The following is a 16,917-nucleotide window of genomic DNA, read 5'->3' as shown; positions in this document are numbered from 1 at the left end:
TTTATGAATATCAGGCCGAATTGTTATCTTGTTTTATGATGTTGAAGGCACATTCTACGTATGGCTATATAAGGAAGAACGGCAATCAACAAGAAACAATCAGCAAACAAAAAAATGGCCTACGAATCTGCAGGAGCACCCGATTATTTCAACATAGATGATCTGCTAACCGAAGAGCATAAGCTTATCCGGCAGACCATGCGCGACTTTGTGAAGCGCGAGATCTCTCCGAACATAGAGCAGTGGGCGCAGGAGGCGCACTTCCCTTCGGAAATCGTGGCGAAGTTTGGCGAGGTCGGGGCCTTTGGCCCCACCATTCCGGTAGAATATGGCGGTGGCGGGCTGGACTACATCAGCTATGGTCTGATTATGCAGGAAATTGAACGTGGCGACTCTGGCATGCGCTCCACCGCCTCAGTGCAGGGCTCCCTGGTGATGTACCCGATCTATGCCTACGGCTCCGAGGAGCAGCGAAAGAAGTTTCTGCCCAGATTGGCCAGTGGCGAGTGGCTTGGCTGCTTCGGCCTCACCGAACCCGACTTTGGCTCCAACCCCGGCGGCATGACAACCAATATCAAAGACAGGGGCGACCACTACCTGCTCAACGGCTCCAAAATGTGGATTTCGAACGCACCGGAGTGTCAGGTGGCGGTGGTATGGGCTAAAAACGAAGAAGGCCGCATTAAAGGCCTGCTCGTGGAGCGTGGCATGGAGGGTTTTTCTACGCCTGAAATTCATAATAAATGGAGCCTGCGTGCCAGCTGCACCGGCGAGCTCGTGTTCGACAACGTGAAGGTGCCGAAGGAGAACCTGTTCCTAAACGTAGAAGGCCTGCGTGGCCCCCTCGGCTGCCTCGACTCGGCCCGTTACGGCATTGCCTGGGGAGCCATAGGCGCCGCCATAGATTGTTATGAGTCGGCCAGGAAGTACGCCATAGAGCGGGTGCAGTTCGACAAACCCATCGGGGCCTTTCAGCTAACTCAGAAAAAACTGGCCGAAATGCTCACCGAAATTACCAAAGCGCAACTGCTGGCCTGGCGGCTGGGTACCCTCAAAAACGAAGGAAAAGCCACTACCCAGCAGATATCCATGGCCAAACGCAACAACGTAGACATGGCGCTGCGCGTGGCCCGCGAAGCCCGGCAGATACATGGGGGCATGGGCATAACAGGTGAGTACCCGATTATGCGCCACATGATGAACCTGGAATCAGTGATCACCTACGAAGGCACACACGATATTCATCTGCTCATTACCGGAGCCGATATTACCGGTATCCAGGCGTTTAAGTAAAATACGGATGTGGTAGGAATAAAAAGTGCAGGGTAAGAGCCGAAAACTTCTCTTCCTGCAGCCAGCACCTGGAATTATTCTAATGAAAATGGCCCTCCGAGAGGTTCTGGCAGTCGATCGCCCTTTGCGCCCGAACCTTCTTTTAAGTTATACAACTCTACTTTCAGGGCAGTACACGTTACTCCTCCAGGGCAGTTCCCCGATTGCCTTCGCGCCGGAAGGTGTATGTTGCCATTTCTTTCCAAAGTTTTTCAAACTCGCGGCTATAATCTTGTACAATGCCAGGCTGGTCGGTAACAAGCACGTTTTCGTGGTTGAACAGGGCGGCACTGCGGGTCCAGTTGTAGCTGCCGGTTAGCACCCGGCTTCCATCGAAGAGGGCGAACTTATGATGCATGTGGCTACGCGTCTTGTCTACGCGCACCTGCAGGCCTTTCGCTGCCAGTTCTTTAATGTCGGAGCCATGGTCGTGGATTTTTTTGTTGTCTGTAATAATCCGGATCCTGACGCCCTTGCGGTGGGCCTGGACGATGGCATCAGTAATGCGGTCGTCGCTGATGGTGAACACGCAGATGTCTATAGCCTGTACTGCCTCCGAAATGCCGGTGACAATAGCATGGAGGCAATCGTCGCCAGGGCTGAAGAAGGCGTGGCTGGTGATGTTGTGGTGGGATCAGAACATGGCAAACGCTGTAAGGAGTGGAGCTATAGCAAATACCGAATTTAATACCACAAATACAGATAATGCTAATAATATTAGATTTATAATTAATTTATATAAAATAATTAGCAAAAATGAGTAAATTCGTAGGTAGAAATGGAGTGAAACCAAAGCTGGAACTGTTACCTTTAGGTACAGCCATAGCTGCTTAAAAAGGACAAAGAATACCATGAGAGAAGATTATATCACTGGTGATAAGGAGAGCCTAACGCCAGCCGAACGTGATATAGACAAGGCGCTTCGGCCACTCAGCTTCCACGACTTTACCGGGCAGGCAAAGATTGTGGAGAACCTGAAGATATTCGTGCAGGCTGCCCGGCGCAGGGGTGAGGCGCTCGACCACGTGCTGCTGCACGGGCCTCCAGGCCTGGGCAAAACCACCTTGTCGCACATTATTGCCTCTGAGCTGGATGCCAACATCAAAATGACCTCGGGACCAGTGCTCGACAAGCCAAGCGACCTGGCGGGCCTGCTCACCAACCTGGATCAGAACGATGTGCTGTTTATAGACGAGATACACCGCCTGAACCCGATTGTGGAGGAATACCTGTACTCGGCCATGGAGGATTACAAGATCGACATCATGCTCGATTCCGGCCCGAATGCCCGCTCCGTGCAGATCAGCCTGAACCCGTTTACCTTAATTGGCGCCACCACCCGCTCCGGCCTGCTTACGGCACCGCTTCGGGCGCGCTTCAGCATTAACTCACGCCTGGAGTACTACGATGCAGAACTGCTCACCACTATTGTGAAGCGTTCTGCCGCCCTGCTGGGAGCGCCCATACACGCCGATGCGGCCTACGAGATAGCTCGCCGTAGTCGTGGAACACCGCGTATCGCCAACAACCTGCTTCGCCGCACCCGCGACTTTGCCCAGGTAAAAGGCGACGGCACGATTACAGTAGACATAGCCAAGTTTGCCCTGAACGCGCTGGACGTAGACCACAACGGCCTCGATGATATGGACAACCGCATCCTGCTCTGCATTATTGACAAGTACAAAGGCGGGCCGGTAGGTATTTCTACCATTGCGACAGCCTGTGGAGAAGAGGCAGAAACTATTGAGGAAGTGTACGAACCCTTTTTGATTCAGGAGGGTTACATTAAAAGGACGGCACGCGGACGCGAAACAACGGAGCTTGCCTACCGACACCTGGGCAAAATTCCGCCGCAGCAGGTAACAGGCGGTGGCTTGTTCAATCAACCGGAAGTTTAAAGTATAGTAAAATGTTTGTAATAAGTGTAAGGAGCAGGCTCTAGGCCTGCTTTTTCGTTTTCGGGAAAAGAGCCTTCCTGTTCCGAGGCTCAAGGGAAGCAATTATTCTAATGAAATTGGCCCTCCGGAGGCTTTTTAGATGTTAGATATTAGATGCTAGATAGTAGACTTTTTGTCTGCAGCAGGAGTTCGCGTAGCTACAAGAACTGATTGATGTCCTCCGGTTCATCTCCAAATCAACTATTAAACAATTTAACAACTGACAATCTACCACTAACCGAATTATTCTAATGAAAATGCCCTTCCGGAGGCTTGGCTGCGCCAGGTGCTGCTACTGAATCGTGCAAAGGATTTATTTTAGTTTAATTTTGTTCTTTTATTATCCTACCACCATAGCAGGAGTTTTACATTTTGACGAAAGAGAAAAACACATACCTGATTAAGCAAAAGGCGCAGGAACTGGGCTTTATGTACTGTGGCATATCCAGGGCCGATTTTCTGGAGGAGGAGGCGCCCCGGCTGGAGAACTGGCTTAACCAGAACATGCACGGCCAGATGCGCTACATGGAAAACCACTTCGACAAGCGCCTGGACCCGCGCCTGCTCGTAGACGACGCCAAATCGGTGGTGTCGCTGCTGCTCAACTATTTCCCGGAGCAGCAGCAGCCAGCGGAGGATACTTACAAGATATCGAAGTACGCCTACGGCACCGATTACCACTTCGTGATCAAAGACAAGCTGAAGGAACTGCTGAAGTTTATAAATGAGGAAATAGGGGAGGTAGGCGGCCGCTGCTTCGTAGATTCAGCCCCGGTGCTCGACAAGGCCTGGGCCAAAAAGAGCGGACTGGGCTGGGTGGGCAAAAACAGCAACCTGATTACGCCGCAGGTGGGCAGCTTCTATTTTATTGCCGAACTCATTATAGATCTGGAGCTTGTCTACGACGGGCCCATAAAGGATTATTGCGGCTCGTGCACCCGGTGTTTGGATGCCTGCCCCACCGATGCCATTGTGGCGCCGTATGTGGTGGACGGCAGCAAGTGCATTTCGTATTTCACCATTGAGCTGAAGGATCAGTTGCCGCAGGACATGAACGGGAAATTCGGCAACTGGGTATTCGGTTGCGACATTTGCCAGGACGTGTGCCCCTGGAACCGCTTCAGCAAGCCGCATCAGGAGCCGGCATTTGCGCCGCATCCGCAGCTAAAAGAACTAAAAAAGGCCGATTGGCAGGAATTGACGCAGGAAGTGTTTTCGCAGCTGTTCAGGAAGTCTGCTGTAAAAAGAGCAGGCTATAAGGGCCTGCTCCGGAATATAAAGTTTGTGGAAGGTACAACCAGCGAGGAGAACTAAATGGCGTTTTTAGAGAATACCCGGTTCAGGATGCGTAAATAGACCCCCGAGAATTTTTCGTAACACCATTGCTTCAGTTCTTTAATTTCCTCAACTACCAGAACTTTAAAAGCTTTTCTAAGCTCTTTCTCAAAAAGCGACTTATCGAAACTTACTTTCAATAAGATGGTTTTTACGTATTCTAACATTGTATTTGTAAATGTATGATCGATGTATTGTATTAGCAAATACGTGTTATAGCCTGAAAGGTGCTGTACAGCATAGGCGTCATAATGAGCGTAAATATATAAAAAATTGTATAAAATACCAAGAAGAAACTAACTAATATTTGTAAGCAACGTGCTTTCAGCCTGTTACTGTTGATTTTATGGTGATGAAGAAGCTGCCACTTTTGTATGAAATTTGTCCTGATAAAAATGAGGCAATTTTTATTGCTTAGCAACGTTACTTTCCCCTTTTAGAGATCAGGCTTTTACCCAAACCTTTTTGGCCCAAACCCGGGCCGATACCCCAAAACAGACCTTTGTTGCAGACGTTCTGAAAGGGCTGCCAGTGAGCCGGACCAGGGTATGGCTGGCAGCAGTTTATGGCTCAAAGCGTGCAATATTTGCTATCTTTGCTGCTGGCTGTTGGTTCTTTACGAAATCCGGTCTTGCCAGAAGGTTAAAAAAGCGTATGCGGTTCCTGTTTCTACTTGCTTTTTTTATGCTGGCGTCTGTGGCCCCAGCCACAGCGCAGCAGGTACGCATTGAGCTTGGCCAAAGCCGGCTGCCCATCAACCAGTATTTTACCATCTCGGCCAGGCTTCAGGACCAGGAGCTGAAAGATATTTCCGCCTTCCCGGATATTGAGGGGTTTAAGAAAAGCACCAAGTTCTCTTCTACTAAAACCATAATAGTGGGGGGCAAAACCACCGTTATCCTCACCGTTACCCAAAACTATGCAGCCTTTGAAGAAGGGGAGTTTGAGCTGAAGCCATTTGCTATGAAGGTAAACGGGCAGGTGGTGCAATCGAAGGGCACGACCATACAGGTGCTGCCCATGGCCACCAACCCCCAAAGCCCGGACCCCACCATAGCCGAGGCAGAGGCCGAAGAAGAGATAGAAGCAGAGCAGGAGTTCGTGGATATGGAAGACAACGCTTTTCTGACGCTCTACACCAGCAAAAAAGAAGTTTTTGTGGGCGAGGGAGTAGGCGTGGTGCTCTATTTTTACCTGGCCAACGAAGACCAGCGCCTGCTCGATTTTTACGATTTCGCCAACCAGCTCACCTCTATCCTAAAGCAGCTTAAGCAACCCAACGTGTGGGAAGAGACCTTTGAGATCGGGGAGATCACGCCGGAGCAGGTCAGTATTTCAGACAAGCCCTTTCTGCGCTTCAAGCTCTACGAAGCCGTACTGTACCCCCTCAACAAGGAGCCCCTGGTTTTTCCGCCGCTTTCGTTGAGAATGATCAAGTACAAAGTGGCTAAGAACCCTGGCTTGTTAGCCGAAGACAGGTTAGAAGGATACAAAACCTTCAGGGCGCGGGAACGGAGTATTGTGGTGAAGGAACTGCCGCCCCACCCGCTCCGCGATGTTGTGCCGGTAGGTGCCTACTCCCTGAACGAGGAGGTGAATAAAAGCAATGTTTCGGTTAACAAAAGCATTAAGTACCAGTTCGAGATTGTGGGGGAGGGGAACCTGGCCGCTATTATGGCTCCTGAGCCTGTGCCGGTCCCTGGCCTGGAGTTTTACCCTTCGGACCTGAGCCAGAATATTACCCGGCGCGACGGGCGCATAACAGGTGCCAAAACATTTATTTACCCGGCCATAGCCCGGCAGCCTGGCTACTATAGCCTGAGCGATGCCTTTGATTGGGTGTTTTTTAACCCCGAAACAGCTGTATACGACACCCTTCGCCCTGAACTGGTAGTGCGTGTAACAGGAGAGAGCGACCGGGACGACCTTATTTTATCAAGAAATTTGGGTACGTTTTACAATATCATTAAGAATGAAGAAAATACTTTGGTAAGTTTACATTATGTAGACGAGATCAAGCGCTACACAAATATTGTTTTGCTGGTGCTACTGGTTGTATCGGCATTTGTTTTTTTAAGAACTAAGCATAAATGAGCAATTCTTACGGTAAGCTTTTCCGGATCACAACATTCGGGGAGTCACATGGCGCCGCAGTAGGAGTAATAATTGACGGCTGCCCGGCAGGTATTGAGATTACGACCGAGGAGATCCAACATGCCCTGGACCGCCGCCGTCCCGGCCAGTCTAACATTACCACACCCCGCAAAGAGGAAGACAAGGTAACCATCCTTTCCGGCATTTTTAATGGCCAGACACAGGGCACACCTATTGCTATGGTGGTAAACAACAAGGACCAGGCAAGCCACGACTATTCGCATATCGAGCACGCCTTCCGGCCTTCGCATGCCGATTATACCTATACAGCCAAGTACGGTACCCGCGATTTCAGAGGCGGTGGCCGCAGCTCTGCCCGCGAAACCGTGGCACGCGTGGCTGCCGGAGCCCTGGCAGCCAAAATGCTGCAGTACTATGGCATTAGCGTAGCTGCCTATGTGTCGCAGGTGGGGAGCATAAAACTGGAGCAGGCCTACACCGAGCTGGACCTGAGCCTGATCGACTCCAACATCGTGCGCTGCCCTGAGAGCAACACCGCCGGAGAGATGATAAAGCTCATAGAAGATGCCCGCGACAGTTTAGACACCATTGGTGGTGTGGTGAGCTGTGTTATCAAAGGCGTTCCGGCCGGCCTTGGGGAGCCCGTGTTCGACAAGTTACACGCAGAGCTCGGAAAAGCGATGCTTAGTATTAACGCCGTGAAAGGATTTGAATATGGCAGTGGCTTTGAAGGCGTGAAGATGAGAGGTTCCCAGCACAACGACCAGTTTTACACCGACGAGGCCGGGAATGTGCGCACCAAAACCAACCGTTCGGGGGGTATACAGGGCGGCATCTCCAACGGCCAGGACATTTACTTTAACGTCGCGTTTAAGCCGGTGGCCACCATTCTGCAGCCGCAGCAAACCATCAACGACCAGGGCGAAGAAATTACCCTGAAAGGCAAAGGCCGGCACGACCCCTGCGTATTGCCAAGGGCCGTGCCCATTGTAGATGCCATGGCCGCACTCGTAATTGCCGATTTCCTGATGCGCCAGCAGGTGAGCAGGATCGGCCAGTAGCCTCCGGAAGGGCATTTTCATTAGAATAATTGCTGATTGTTTGTTGCTGATTGTTGAATGGTTAAGGTGAGGTGCAAGGCCTCAAAGTTCTATATTTCTAAACCAAAGAGAGCTTTGCGTCTTTTTGCCTCCGGAAGGCCATTTTCATTAGAATAATTTCAGAGACTTTTCTTTTTCCTTTAAAAGCCGAAGGGCCGGATTCCATAATGAATCCGGCCCTTCGGCTTTTAAAGGTATTTGCGGCCAACACTAGAACAGGCGCAGGTGCACCACCAGGTACCAGATCAGGATCAGTACCGGCAGCAGGAACGGAATGGAGAAACGTACCACATAGCCAAAGAAAGACGGCATTTTGATGCCTGCGCTCTCTGCTATGGCTTTCACCATAAAGTTAGGGCCGTTGCCTATATAGGTGAAGGCTCCGAAAAGAACTGCTGCCAATGAAATAGCCTCCAGCATGACCAGCGTGCCGGGGTCTGCGCCGGTGCCTGTGGCAAACTGCCTTACCTCTACCACACTGCTCTGCGCCATGTCGTACTTGGCCATGGCCAGCGACAGGAAGTTGGCGTAGGTAGGTGCGTTATCCAGGAACCCGGAAAGTGACCCGGTAACCCAGTACAGGAAATTAGGCGTGATGTACTGCGCAAACTGCGGAGCGGAAGCGATTTCGGCAGAAAGCTGCAGGGCTGGCATCATCGAGAAGAAAATGCCGAAGAACAGGAACACCACTTCCAGAATGGGGTGAAAGTTGAACTGGTTTCCTTCCAGGGCTGCTTTGTTCGAATAACGGAAGCAGAAGAAGGCGGCGGTCAGCTGAATAATTTCGCGCAGGAAAGAAAAGCGGTTGCCGTCGTAGTTGATGTGCGGCATGCCTTCCACCACGTTCGGGTCCAGGAAAATGGCGCCAATGATAATGGCCAGCCAGATCAGGTTACGCTTGCCACTCACCTCAAACTCTGTCTTGTCACCAGCCGCCTTTTCTGCCAGATCAGGCTGGGGCCGCGCTGCCGCATTGCGTCTGTCGATGAGGTAAAACACCAGGCAAAGCAGCGAAACAGCCAGCAGCCAGGGCACAAACAAGTGTTGCAGGGTCCAGAAGAACGGAACGCCTTTTAAAAAACCTATAAACAGCGGCGGGTCGCCAAGCGGCGTCAGCAGGCCACCGGCGTTGCTCACTATAAAAATGAAGAAAACAATCTGGTAGGCCTTTATGCGGTGCGCGTTTAACCGGATAAACGGGCGGATAAGGAGCAGCGAGGCCCCGGTAGTGCCTATCACGTTAGCCAGCACAGCGCCTACAGCCACCATGGCTGCATTCGTGAGTGGGGTCGATCTGGCATCGGTCTTGATGTAGATACCGCCGGCTGCTATGTACAGGGAACTGAGCAGGACGGCAAAAGAGAAGTACTCAAAGAAGGTGTGTATGGGCATGTGCACATCGTGCAGCACGAATATATAATAGGCTAAAACCGTGAGGCCAATCGTAACAGCAACTTTTTTGTAGTTGTGTTCCCAGAAATGACCAAAAAAGATCGGACCACTGGCGATCAGCGCGATCAGGAGCAGAAACGGAATAATGAGGAAACCAGGCACCGCAGGGTGTGCCTGCGCCAGAACAGTAAAGTGGTTGAGCATGTTAAATACGCAGTCTAAGGCTAAATAAAAATTTAACAGTTGCGCAAAATTACATTTTCTGGGCTAAATAGCTACAGTTAAGCAGGCATAGGCAACGGCATAATTTTTTTTAGAAGCGGATTGACTCCGGGCAAACCGCCCCGTGGAGTTCGTATAAACTGCATCTTTGCTTTTTGAAGCCGAAAATTGTAACTCACCAAGGCAACAGAGGCAGGACCACTTAATCCTGCTGTTCAATTGGAAGAAAACAAAGCCTGATTTCCGGGAACTTGGCCGCCGGTTGTTTTAAGCCTCCTGGTAATTGAAATTGGCCCGGATTCTTCGAGGAGATGTTGCAGTAGCCTATAACTCCGCTTTATTGGTGTTTAAACATGCTAAAGTAAGGTTTCTGGCACTTCTCAGAAATTATAAGTAAATTTGGAAACTTTAAAACCAATACAAAAGTTTTAATATTAAACAGCGTATCTTATGACAGAAAATAAAGAAAAGGTAGTTTCAGTTTATGCTGAAGCTAACCCTAACCCGGAATCAATGAAGTTTGTGATGAATGTAGCGTTTCTGCCCGATGGCCAGAGCGTAGATTATCCAAACCTTGAGAGCGCATTAAACTCGCCCTTGGCGCAGGAGCTTTTTAACTTCGATTATGTGTCGCGCGTGTTTATCGCCAGCAATTTTGTAACCGTTACCAAGAGCACCTCCATTGAGTGGGTAAAGCTTATTCCTGAGCTGCGTGCCTTCCTGAAATCATATGTAGAGGCTGGCGGCCCGATCTTCACGGAGATGCCGGTTGCTAAAACCACGGCCACTGCCGGATCCGACACTTCGCCGGAAGATGTTGAGCTGTCGCAGAAGATTATCGACCTGCTCGAAAATTACGTGCGCCCTGCAGTGGAGCAGGATGGCGGCAACATTACCTTTAAATCGTACCACGACGGGGTGGTGACAGTGCACTTGCAGGGTTCCTGCAGCGGCTGCCCCTCTGCCACGGTTACCCTGAAGGCTGGTATCGAAAACCTGCTCAAGCGCATGGTGCCGGAAGTAAGAGAAGTAGTGGCCGACGGCATTACCATCTAACTCCCTGAATTCAAGATAAATGAAATGTCCTGCTTTCGATGGAAGGCAGGACATTTTTTTGTGCCCGGATCTCTGGTTCTACAGCGACAACAAATTGACCGCTAATCGCTTTGCCTGCTAGGGGTAAGATTTGCCGCCCAGCAATTATTGGAATGAAAATGGCCTCCTGGAGGCTTTTCTGCACAAGGTCCGGGCACGGACAAAAGGCTTGCAATTTTCAGGTGCCATGCCCAGAAAAACGAAAGAGTGGCTGCCCCGGATGGAGCAGCCACTCTTTCGTTTTACAGCCTACCCGCTTTATACGGGTAGCTAAACTAGCTTAGCGCACAGGTTGAGCAGGCTGGTTTGTTTTAAGCGAGGCAGCTGGCTCAGTTTGCTCTTTCATGGTATCTACCGCCAGCGGGGCAGCGATAAACAGGGAAGAGTACGTACCGGCTAACACACCTATGATAAGTGCAAGCGAGAAGCCACGCAACACCTCACCACCAAAGATGAAAAGCACCACTACCACCAGAAGCACAGTAACGGCGGTAATGATCGTACGGCTGAACGTGCTGATCAGGGCCGGGTTTATCAGGTCACGAACGGCTGCACGTGGGTTGTCAGACATGTACTCGCGGATACGGTCGAAAATCACCACCGTGTCGTTTATCGAGTAGCCTATCACCGTCAGTACGGCGGCGATAAATACCTGGTCCATCTCGTACGATACGCCAAGTGTATCCAGTATGGCAAATATGGCAATAATTATGAGTGCGTCGTGCAACAGGGCCACAACCGCGCCCAAACTGAACTGCCATTTACTGAAGCGCAGCATCACGTACAGGAAGATGCCGGCCAGCGACAGTGCCATGGCTATGAGTGCTGTTTTCTGGATGTCGTCGGCCATGCCGGCTCCTACTTTAGAGGAACTCAGTATCTCCGGGTTCAGGTTGCTGTATTGCTGCAGGCCTTTCTCCAGGGCAGTCAAAACTCTGTCGTCGGCCTCAATACTCTCATCGTCGGCTAGCCAGCTGGTAATCACCTTTACCCGGTTAGAGGCTCCAAACGTTTTTACCTCAGTACCAGCCGACTCGAAGTTCTCTATCAGGGTATTACGGATATCGGAGGCAGGCACGGCGTTGTCGAACTCCACCACGTACGAGCGGCCACCTTTAAAGTCGACACCCAGGTTAGGTCCGCCATTGATTATCAGCGCCCCAATACCAAGCAGGAGTATGCCAATGGAGATGGAGTACGTAACTTTCTTGTACTTCATGGCATCGAAGCGGATGTTCTTAAACAGGTTTTCCGCATACGCTGAGGAGAAGGAGAGCTTGCCGCTACGTTTGAAAGAGCTCTCGATAAACAGCCTCGAAATATACACCGACGTAAAGAAAGAGGTAACGATACCGATCATCAGGGTAATGGCAAAGCCTTTTACAGGGCCTGAGCCAAAGTAGTAGAGAATAAAACCTACCAGGAAGGTGGTTACGTTGGCATCTAAGATAGTGTAGAAGGCTTTCTCGTACCCTTTGTTGATCACCTCGCGTATGCTCAGTCCTTTGCGGGCCTCTTCGCGCATGCGTTCAAAGATAAGCACGTTGGCATCTACGGCCATACCCAGCGTAAGCACAATACCGGCTATACCAGGCAGCGTGAGGGCGGCGTTGAACTGAGCAAGTATTCCTAAAATAAAGAAGATGTTGAACACCAGCGCAATGTTAGCAATAAGGCCGCCACGGTTGTAATAGGCTATCATAAAGATTACTACCAGCAGCAAGCCTGCCAGGGTAGAGATAAGGCCCTGATTAATGGCCTCCTGACCCAACGACGGGCCTACAATGGCTTCTTCCACAATGCGGGTAGGAGCCGGCATCTTACCGGCTTTCAGGATGTTGGCCAGGTCTTGCGCTTCCTCTACCGTAAAGTTGCCGCTAATGGAGGAGTTGCCTCCTGTAATCTCTCCTTTTACTACCGGCGCTGAGTACACATTGTCATCGAGAACGATTGCAATCTGGCGCTCCACGTTCGCAGCCGTCAGGCGGGCCCATTGCTTGGCGCCAGTCGGGTTCATGTTCATGGTTATTTCAGGGCGACCATGCTGGTCAAAGTCCTGGCGGGCATCGTTAATGGCATCGCCACCCATCGGGGCTTTGCCGCCACGGCCTTTCTTAATGGCATAGAACTCCACAAACTCCTGGCGGTTGTCGCCTGCTACCGGCTTCACGCTCCACAGGAATTTCATGTTCGACGGGAAAATGGAACGTACTTCCGGGCTAGTCAGAATGTCGTTGATCCTGGCTGTGTCACGCACGTTGGCACCCAGTCCGCCGGGCATCATGGTAAAGAGGCGGGCCAGCACACTGTTTTGCTCGGCAGCCAGCGAGTCTAGCGCGGTCGTGTCAGTTGGTGCTGTCTGGGCGAGGGCTGTTGTGTCTGTCGCGGCCGTTGTTGTATCGGTGGCGGCAGCCTGTGCCAGCACGTCTTCTGTTTGAGGGGTTGCTGTGGCAGGAGCGGCAGCCTGGTTCAGTGCATCTTGCTGCGCCGTGGCGGTAGTGCGTAAATTAAGCTTTCCTGCTTTTTCCTGCTGTGTCAGGAACTCATCCAGCTTTGAGAAATACGGGGAGAATTCCTCTGGCGTCCATACTTCCCAAAACTCCAGGTTTGCCATGCCGGAAAGTAGCTTCCGCACACGGTCCGGGTTGTCTACACCTGGAAGTTCTATCTGGATGCGGCCGCTGCCTTTCAGGCGCTGAATGTTGGGCTGGTTTACGCCAAACTTGTCGATACGGGTACGCAGGATGTTAAAAGAGCGCTCAATGGCATCTTCCACCTCACCGTCGATCACGCTTAATACTTCCGCGTTCGAAGATTCGTAACTGATTCTGCCACGGTTAGCCTGGTTAGAAAAAATACGGCTCAGGCGGCCTGTGGGGTCCACTTCGCGGTAAGCTTCGCCAAACAGCGTAGTAAAGCTTTGCTGGCTGTTCTTCTGCATCTCCTGGGCGCGGGCCAGGGCTTTCAGGAAGTTAGGGTCTTTGCTGTTGCCAGACAGTGATTTGATGATCTCTACCGGAGATACTTCCAGCACAACGTGCATGCCGCCCTTCAGGTCGAGGCCCAGGCCTAGCTCCTTGCTGCTCACCTGCTCGTAGGTGTAGTTCATAAACACGGGCTCTCTCCAGATTGAGTCGAGGTACGCCTGCTGCATTGACAGATCTACGTTGCCTTGTGCGTCAGTGGCATAGACCTCCGCGTCTTTCTGCACATTGCGCGAGATCAGCGAAAATGACAGGTAGTACAGGCAAAGCGCCGTTACCAGTACTGTCAGGACAATAATTAAATTTTTGTTCCGCATTGGTAAATAAGAAATTAAGTATAGATAAATAAGATAATGAACCGCTTGCCATGCCTGCTGCTGAAGTAAACTTGTTGCGTGGGCATAGCTGTTCCGCAGGGAGCGGAAAAATCGTTAAAAAAGGGGAGATGGCAGGCTAACTAGGGAGCGTTAGGCTGAATGGTAACAGGAAAAAGCTGCGCAACAAAGCCATTGCCGGGCGGTGCCAGGCCAGAGGTTTTCATTTCCTCGTCGGCGGGTGTTGCAAAAGACTGTATCGGAACAGGCACGATGGCCTGCTGCAGGTTAAGGGCTACAAAAGAGGTAGTGGCCTCCAGCGATACCTTCTGCTTTATTTCGGTTTTAGATTCTCTCTCTGGCGCCATGGCCAGCATGGCTGCCGTAGCAGGGCCAGTTGCCTTTGCCGCAGCACTATACGCTATCACCTCCTGCCCATTGAGCATAAGTGCCCAGAGCAGCGTGAGAGACATCAGCAGATGCCTTACGTGACAGTATATAGCTTTAGGTTTTGGCATAATTAATTACAAATGTAAGTAAAAGGACATAAGACACAAGGTTTTTTGATTTTTTGTGTCCGCAACATAGGCATTTTACAGCCCTTTCTATACTAAGACACGTATAAAGCCGGTTTTGTCCCCCTCACATGCTTTTTTTTCTGAAATTGAAGACAGGCTACCTGTTAATTTCAATAAAACGCTTTATGTCGTTCTTTTTTCCTATAAGAATCAGGATATCAGAAGGGTAGATGATGGTCTCGGCTTTGGGCACCCCTATAATATGCTCTACCTGCATTGCTTTTCCGTCCAGGACCTCCTCAAAAGAGCGTTTGATGGTGATCAGATTAAGATTGTATTTTTCGCGGAGGGATATTTTGGCAATACTGCGGTTGGCTACGCCGCGCGGGGTGTTAATTTCTACGATCTCGTAGTTGTCGGGGAGAGGCAGGAAGGTGCGGATACTTGGTTGTAGCAGGCGCTCTGCCACCGTTTTGCCTACCTCGCCCTCCGGCGACAGAATTTCCTGTACCCCCATTTTTTCCAGGATTCGGCGCTGCTGCTTGTTAGAGGCCCTGGTAATTACCCGTTTTATGTTGAGTTCCTGCAGGTTGGCCGTGGTAATAAGCAAAGCCTCAAAGTCTTCGCCTATGGCTACCACCACGGCATCCATGTCCTGCACGTTCTGGGCTTCCAGTGCACGAATGTCGGTAGAGTCGAGGGTGACGGCGTAGGCTACTTCGTCTTTGATGTCCTGCACATGGTCCTCATTGTTGTCGATGGCCAGTACTTCTGCCCCGCGCTCGGCAAGTGTCCGGGCAATGGAGTTTCCGAATACGCCCAGACCGATTACTGCAAACTTGTACCTCATGGTTTAATTTTTGTTTTCAGGAAGGTAGTGAGCACTTCCAGCCCTTTTTCAAACTGGTTGTTGTTCGGCACGATGATGTCGGCATCGTGCTTGTAAGGTTCTATGTATTTCTCGTACGTGGGCGCTACGTGGTTGGTGTAGCGGTAGAGCACATCGTCCAGGTCGTAGCCGCGCTCAATGCGGTCGCGGGTAATGCGGCGCTGCAGTTTAATGTATTCTTTGGCGTCTATGTACACTTTCAGGTCCATGAGTCTGGCTACCTCCTCAAAGTAAAACACGAAAATGCCCTCCACCACTACGATAGGGGCAGGCCTGAACGCCAGCTGCCTCGGCACCACATCCGGGTTGTTGAAGGTGTACTCTGTCCGGTGCACGGTTTCGCCCTGGCTTATTTTGCGCAGGTCGTCGGCATAGGCCTCATCGTCGATGCAGGAAGGCAGGTCGAAGTTGAAGATGCCGTTGGCGTCTTTTGTCTGGTACTCGCGGGGCTTGTAATAGTTGTCCTGCGAGATAAGGCTGATGTGCTCCGGCGCGAACGAGGACAGCAGCTTGTTCAAAAAAGTGGTTTTCCCTGAAGCGCTGCCCCCTGTAATCCCGACTATGTATGGCTTTTGCATAGGAATCCTGGTCTCTGAATACAAATTTAAGGTTTTGCGGCAGAATGCTTTATGTTAAATATTGAATATTGGTAATGGTGTACAACAAAATGCCCTGCCTCTTACCTGATTTCCTCCTTGGTCCGTAGAGCAATTATTCTAATGAAAAAGGCCCTCCAGAGGCTTTTTAGATACTAGACGCTTGATAATAGATGGTAAGATTATGGTCTGAATCCTTTTATACCCAACGATTTACAGGGTTTTCGGGATCATTGCAGCATACGAGGGGCCGCAGCCTTCCATAATTTTTAATTTCTACTTCAATGCTGCCTCTCTGAAACTGTTTTCAGATGAAAAGTTTCCCCAATTTCTAATTTCTAATTTGAAAGAGCCCCCTGCTGCGCCTTCAGAAACTCCACCAGCTTCCGGATGGCCCTGCCGCGGTGACTGATGGCGTTTTTCGCCTCAAGGCTCATCTGGGCAAAGGTCTGGCTGTAGCCTTCCGGAATAAAAATAGGGTCGTAGCCAAAGCTGGTGTCGCCGTTCCACGTTTCTGTAATCTGCCCTTCCACAGTCCCTTCGAACTGGTGCTCCTGCCCGCCCAGAAACAAGGTAATAGAGGTTCTGAAACGTGCTTTCCGGTTCTGTTGGCCCTGCAGGTTCTGCAGCACCAGTTGCATGTTGTCGGTATCGCTGCGTTGCGGGCCGGCATAGCGGGCCGAGTACACGCCAGGCTCCCCGTGCAGCGCCTCCACTTCCAGGCCGGTGTCGTCGGCAAAGCAGTCGATCTGGTAGTTCTCCCACACGTAAGCTGCCTTTTGCCGCGAGTTTCCTTCCAGCGTGTGCTGGTCCTCTGCCAGTTCCTCCAGGCAACCAATGTCCTTCAGCGTGAGCAGGTTATAGGTGCCCTCCAGCATCTGGCCCACTTCCTTTAGCTTTTTGATGTTGTTGGTGGCAAAACAGAGTTGTTTCATTTTTAGGTAGATAGTTAGAGAAGTTAAAGTTAGAAAGGTAGGGGAGCTTAAGAAGTTAAGAGGTAGAGAAGTAAAAGTTAGAGAGGTTGACGATGAGAAACAGGTTTTAATGGTAAAAAGTTAAGTGAAGAGGCAGGAATTGCTACACCTGCC

14 protein-coding genes are annotated in these 16,917 nt (G+C 50.8%); 6 read left to right on the top strand and 8 right to left on the bottom strand.

Features of this window, described 5'->3' with window-relative positions; translation table 11 throughout:
• The first annotated feature begins 114 nt into the window (after positions 1 to 114).
• Positions 115 to 1,293: an acyl-CoA dehydrogenase family protein gene (locus tag FJM74_RS13535; protein WP_187263142.1), complete on the top strand. Its 1,179-nt coding sequence runs from the start codon at positions 115 to 117 to the stop codon at positions 1,291 to 1,293.
• A gap of 178 nt (positions 1,294 to 1,471) precedes the next feature.
• Here the strand turns inward: FJM74_RS13535 and FJM74_RS13530 are convergent, their stop codons facing one another.
• Positions 1,472 to 1,894: a phospholipase D-like domain-containing protein gene (locus FJM74_RS13530; RefSeq protein ID WP_317175561.1), complete on the bottom strand. Its 423-nt coding sequence runs from the start codon at positions 1,892 to 1,894 to the stop codon at positions 1,472 to 1,474.
• 289 nt (positions 1,895 to 2,183) lie between these two features.
• Between FJM74_RS13530 and ruvB the strand changes: the two genes are divergently transcribed.
• Together ruvB and queG are read left to right on the top strand one after the other, a co-directional pair.
• Entirely contained in the window at positions 2,184 to 3,230 is a 1,047-nt protein-coding gene (ruvB, locus tag FJM74_RS13525) for a Holliday junction branch migration DNA helicase RuvB (protein ID WP_187263141.1), read from the top strand.
• Positions 3,231 to 3,641: 411 nt separating this feature from the next.
• Positions 3,642 to 4,583, top strand: a complete 942-nt coding sequence (queG, locus tag FJM74_RS13520; protein ID WP_194350003.1) for a tRNA epoxyqueuosine(34) reductase QueG — start codon at positions 3,642 to 3,644, stop codon at positions 4,581 to 4,583.
• Here the strand turns inward: queG and FJM74_RS13515 are convergent.
• Entirely contained in the window at positions 4,580 to 4,771 is a 192-nt protein-coding gene (locus FJM74_RS13515; RefSeq protein WP_187263140.1) for a hypothetical protein, read from the bottom strand. The two genes, queG and FJM74_RS13515, sit on opposite strands and share 4 nt — an antisense overlap.
• A gap of 487 nt (positions 4,772 to 5,258) precedes the next feature.
• Between FJM74_RS13515 and FJM74_RS13510 the strand changes: the two genes are divergently transcribed.
• On the top strand, positions 5,259 to 6,698 hold the full coding sequence (locus tag FJM74_RS13510; RefSeq protein ID WP_187263139.1) for a BatD family protein: 1,440 nt from the start codon (positions 5,259 to 5,261) through the stop codon (positions 6,696 to 6,698).
• Positions 6,695 to 7,780 carry a chorismate synthase gene (gene aroC / locus FJM74_RS13505; RefSeq protein WP_187263138.1) on the top strand — a complete coding sequence of 362 codons (1,086 nt, stop codon included), beginning with the start codon at positions 6,695 to 6,697 and terminating at the stop codon, positions 7,778 to 7,780. Before FJM74_RS13510 ends, aroC begins: the two co-directional genes overlap by 4 nt.
• Before the next feature lie 249 nt (positions 7,781 to 8,029).
• On the opposite strand, the gene FJM74_RS13500 is transcribed toward aroC, so the two are convergent.
• On the bottom strand, positions 8,030 to 9,415 hold the full coding sequence (locus tag FJM74_RS13500) for a sodium:proton antiporter (RefSeq protein WP_187263137.1): 1,386 nt from the start codon (positions 9,413 to 9,415) through the stop codon (positions 8,030 to 8,032).
• Between the two features lie 468 nt (positions 9,416 to 9,883).
• Here FJM74_RS13500 and FJM74_RS13495 point away from each other — a divergent pair, with 468 nt between their 5' ends.
• Positions 9,884 to 10,489, top strand: coding sequence for a NifU family protein (locus FJM74_RS13495; protein ID WP_187263136.1), 606 nt, complete (start codon positions 9,884 to 9,886; stop codon positions 10,487 to 10,489).
• A gap of 319 nt (positions 10,490 to 10,808) precedes the next feature.
• On the opposite strand, the gene secDF is transcribed toward FJM74_RS13495, so the two are convergent.
• From secDF to rdgB, 5 genes are all read right to left on the bottom strand, one after another.
• Positions 10,809 to 13,829 carry a protein translocase subunit SecDF gene (gene secDF, locus FJM74_RS13490; RefSeq protein ID WP_187263135.1) on the bottom strand — a complete coding sequence of 1,007 codons (3,021 nt, stop codon included), beginning with the start codon at positions 13,827 to 13,829 and terminating at the stop codon, positions 10,809 to 10,811.
• 140 nt (positions 13,830 to 13,969) lie between these two features.
• Positions 13,970 to 14,344, bottom strand: a complete 375-nt coding sequence (locus tag FJM74_RS13485) for an RNA methyltransferase (RefSeq protein ID WP_241739144.1) — start codon at positions 14,342 to 14,344, stop codon at positions 13,970 to 13,972.
• 157 nt (positions 14,345 to 14,501) lie between these two features.
• Positions 14,502 to 15,194: a potassium channel family protein gene (locus tag FJM74_RS13480; RefSeq protein WP_187263134.1), complete on the bottom strand. Its 693-nt coding sequence runs from the start codon at positions 15,192 to 15,194 to the stop codon at positions 14,502 to 14,504.
• Complete coding sequence (udk, locus tag FJM74_RS13475) at positions 15,191 to 15,811, bottom strand: uridine kinase (RefSeq protein ID WP_187263133.1); 621 nt, start codon at positions 15,809 to 15,811, stop codon at positions 15,191 to 15,193. Before udk ends, FJM74_RS13480 begins: the two co-directional genes overlap by 4 nt.
• 356 nt (positions 15,812 to 16,167) lie before the next feature.
• Positions 16,168 to 16,764: an RdgB/HAM1 family non-canonical purine NTP pyrophosphatase gene (gene rdgB / locus FJM74_RS13470; protein WP_187263132.1), complete on the bottom strand. Its 597-nt coding sequence runs from the start codon at positions 16,762 to 16,764 to the stop codon at positions 16,168 to 16,170.
• Positions 16,765 to 16,917 lie beyond the last annotated feature (153 nt).

Source organism: Pontibacter beigongshangensis, assembly GCF_014332515.1.
GTDB classification, from domain to species: Bacteria; Bacteroidota; Bacteroidia; order Cytophagales; family Hymenobacteraceae; genus Pontibacter; species Pontibacter beigongshangensis.
The sequence above is the reverse complement of the archived record's forward strand: the minus strand, read 5'-3'. Positions and strand labels throughout refer to the sequence as shown.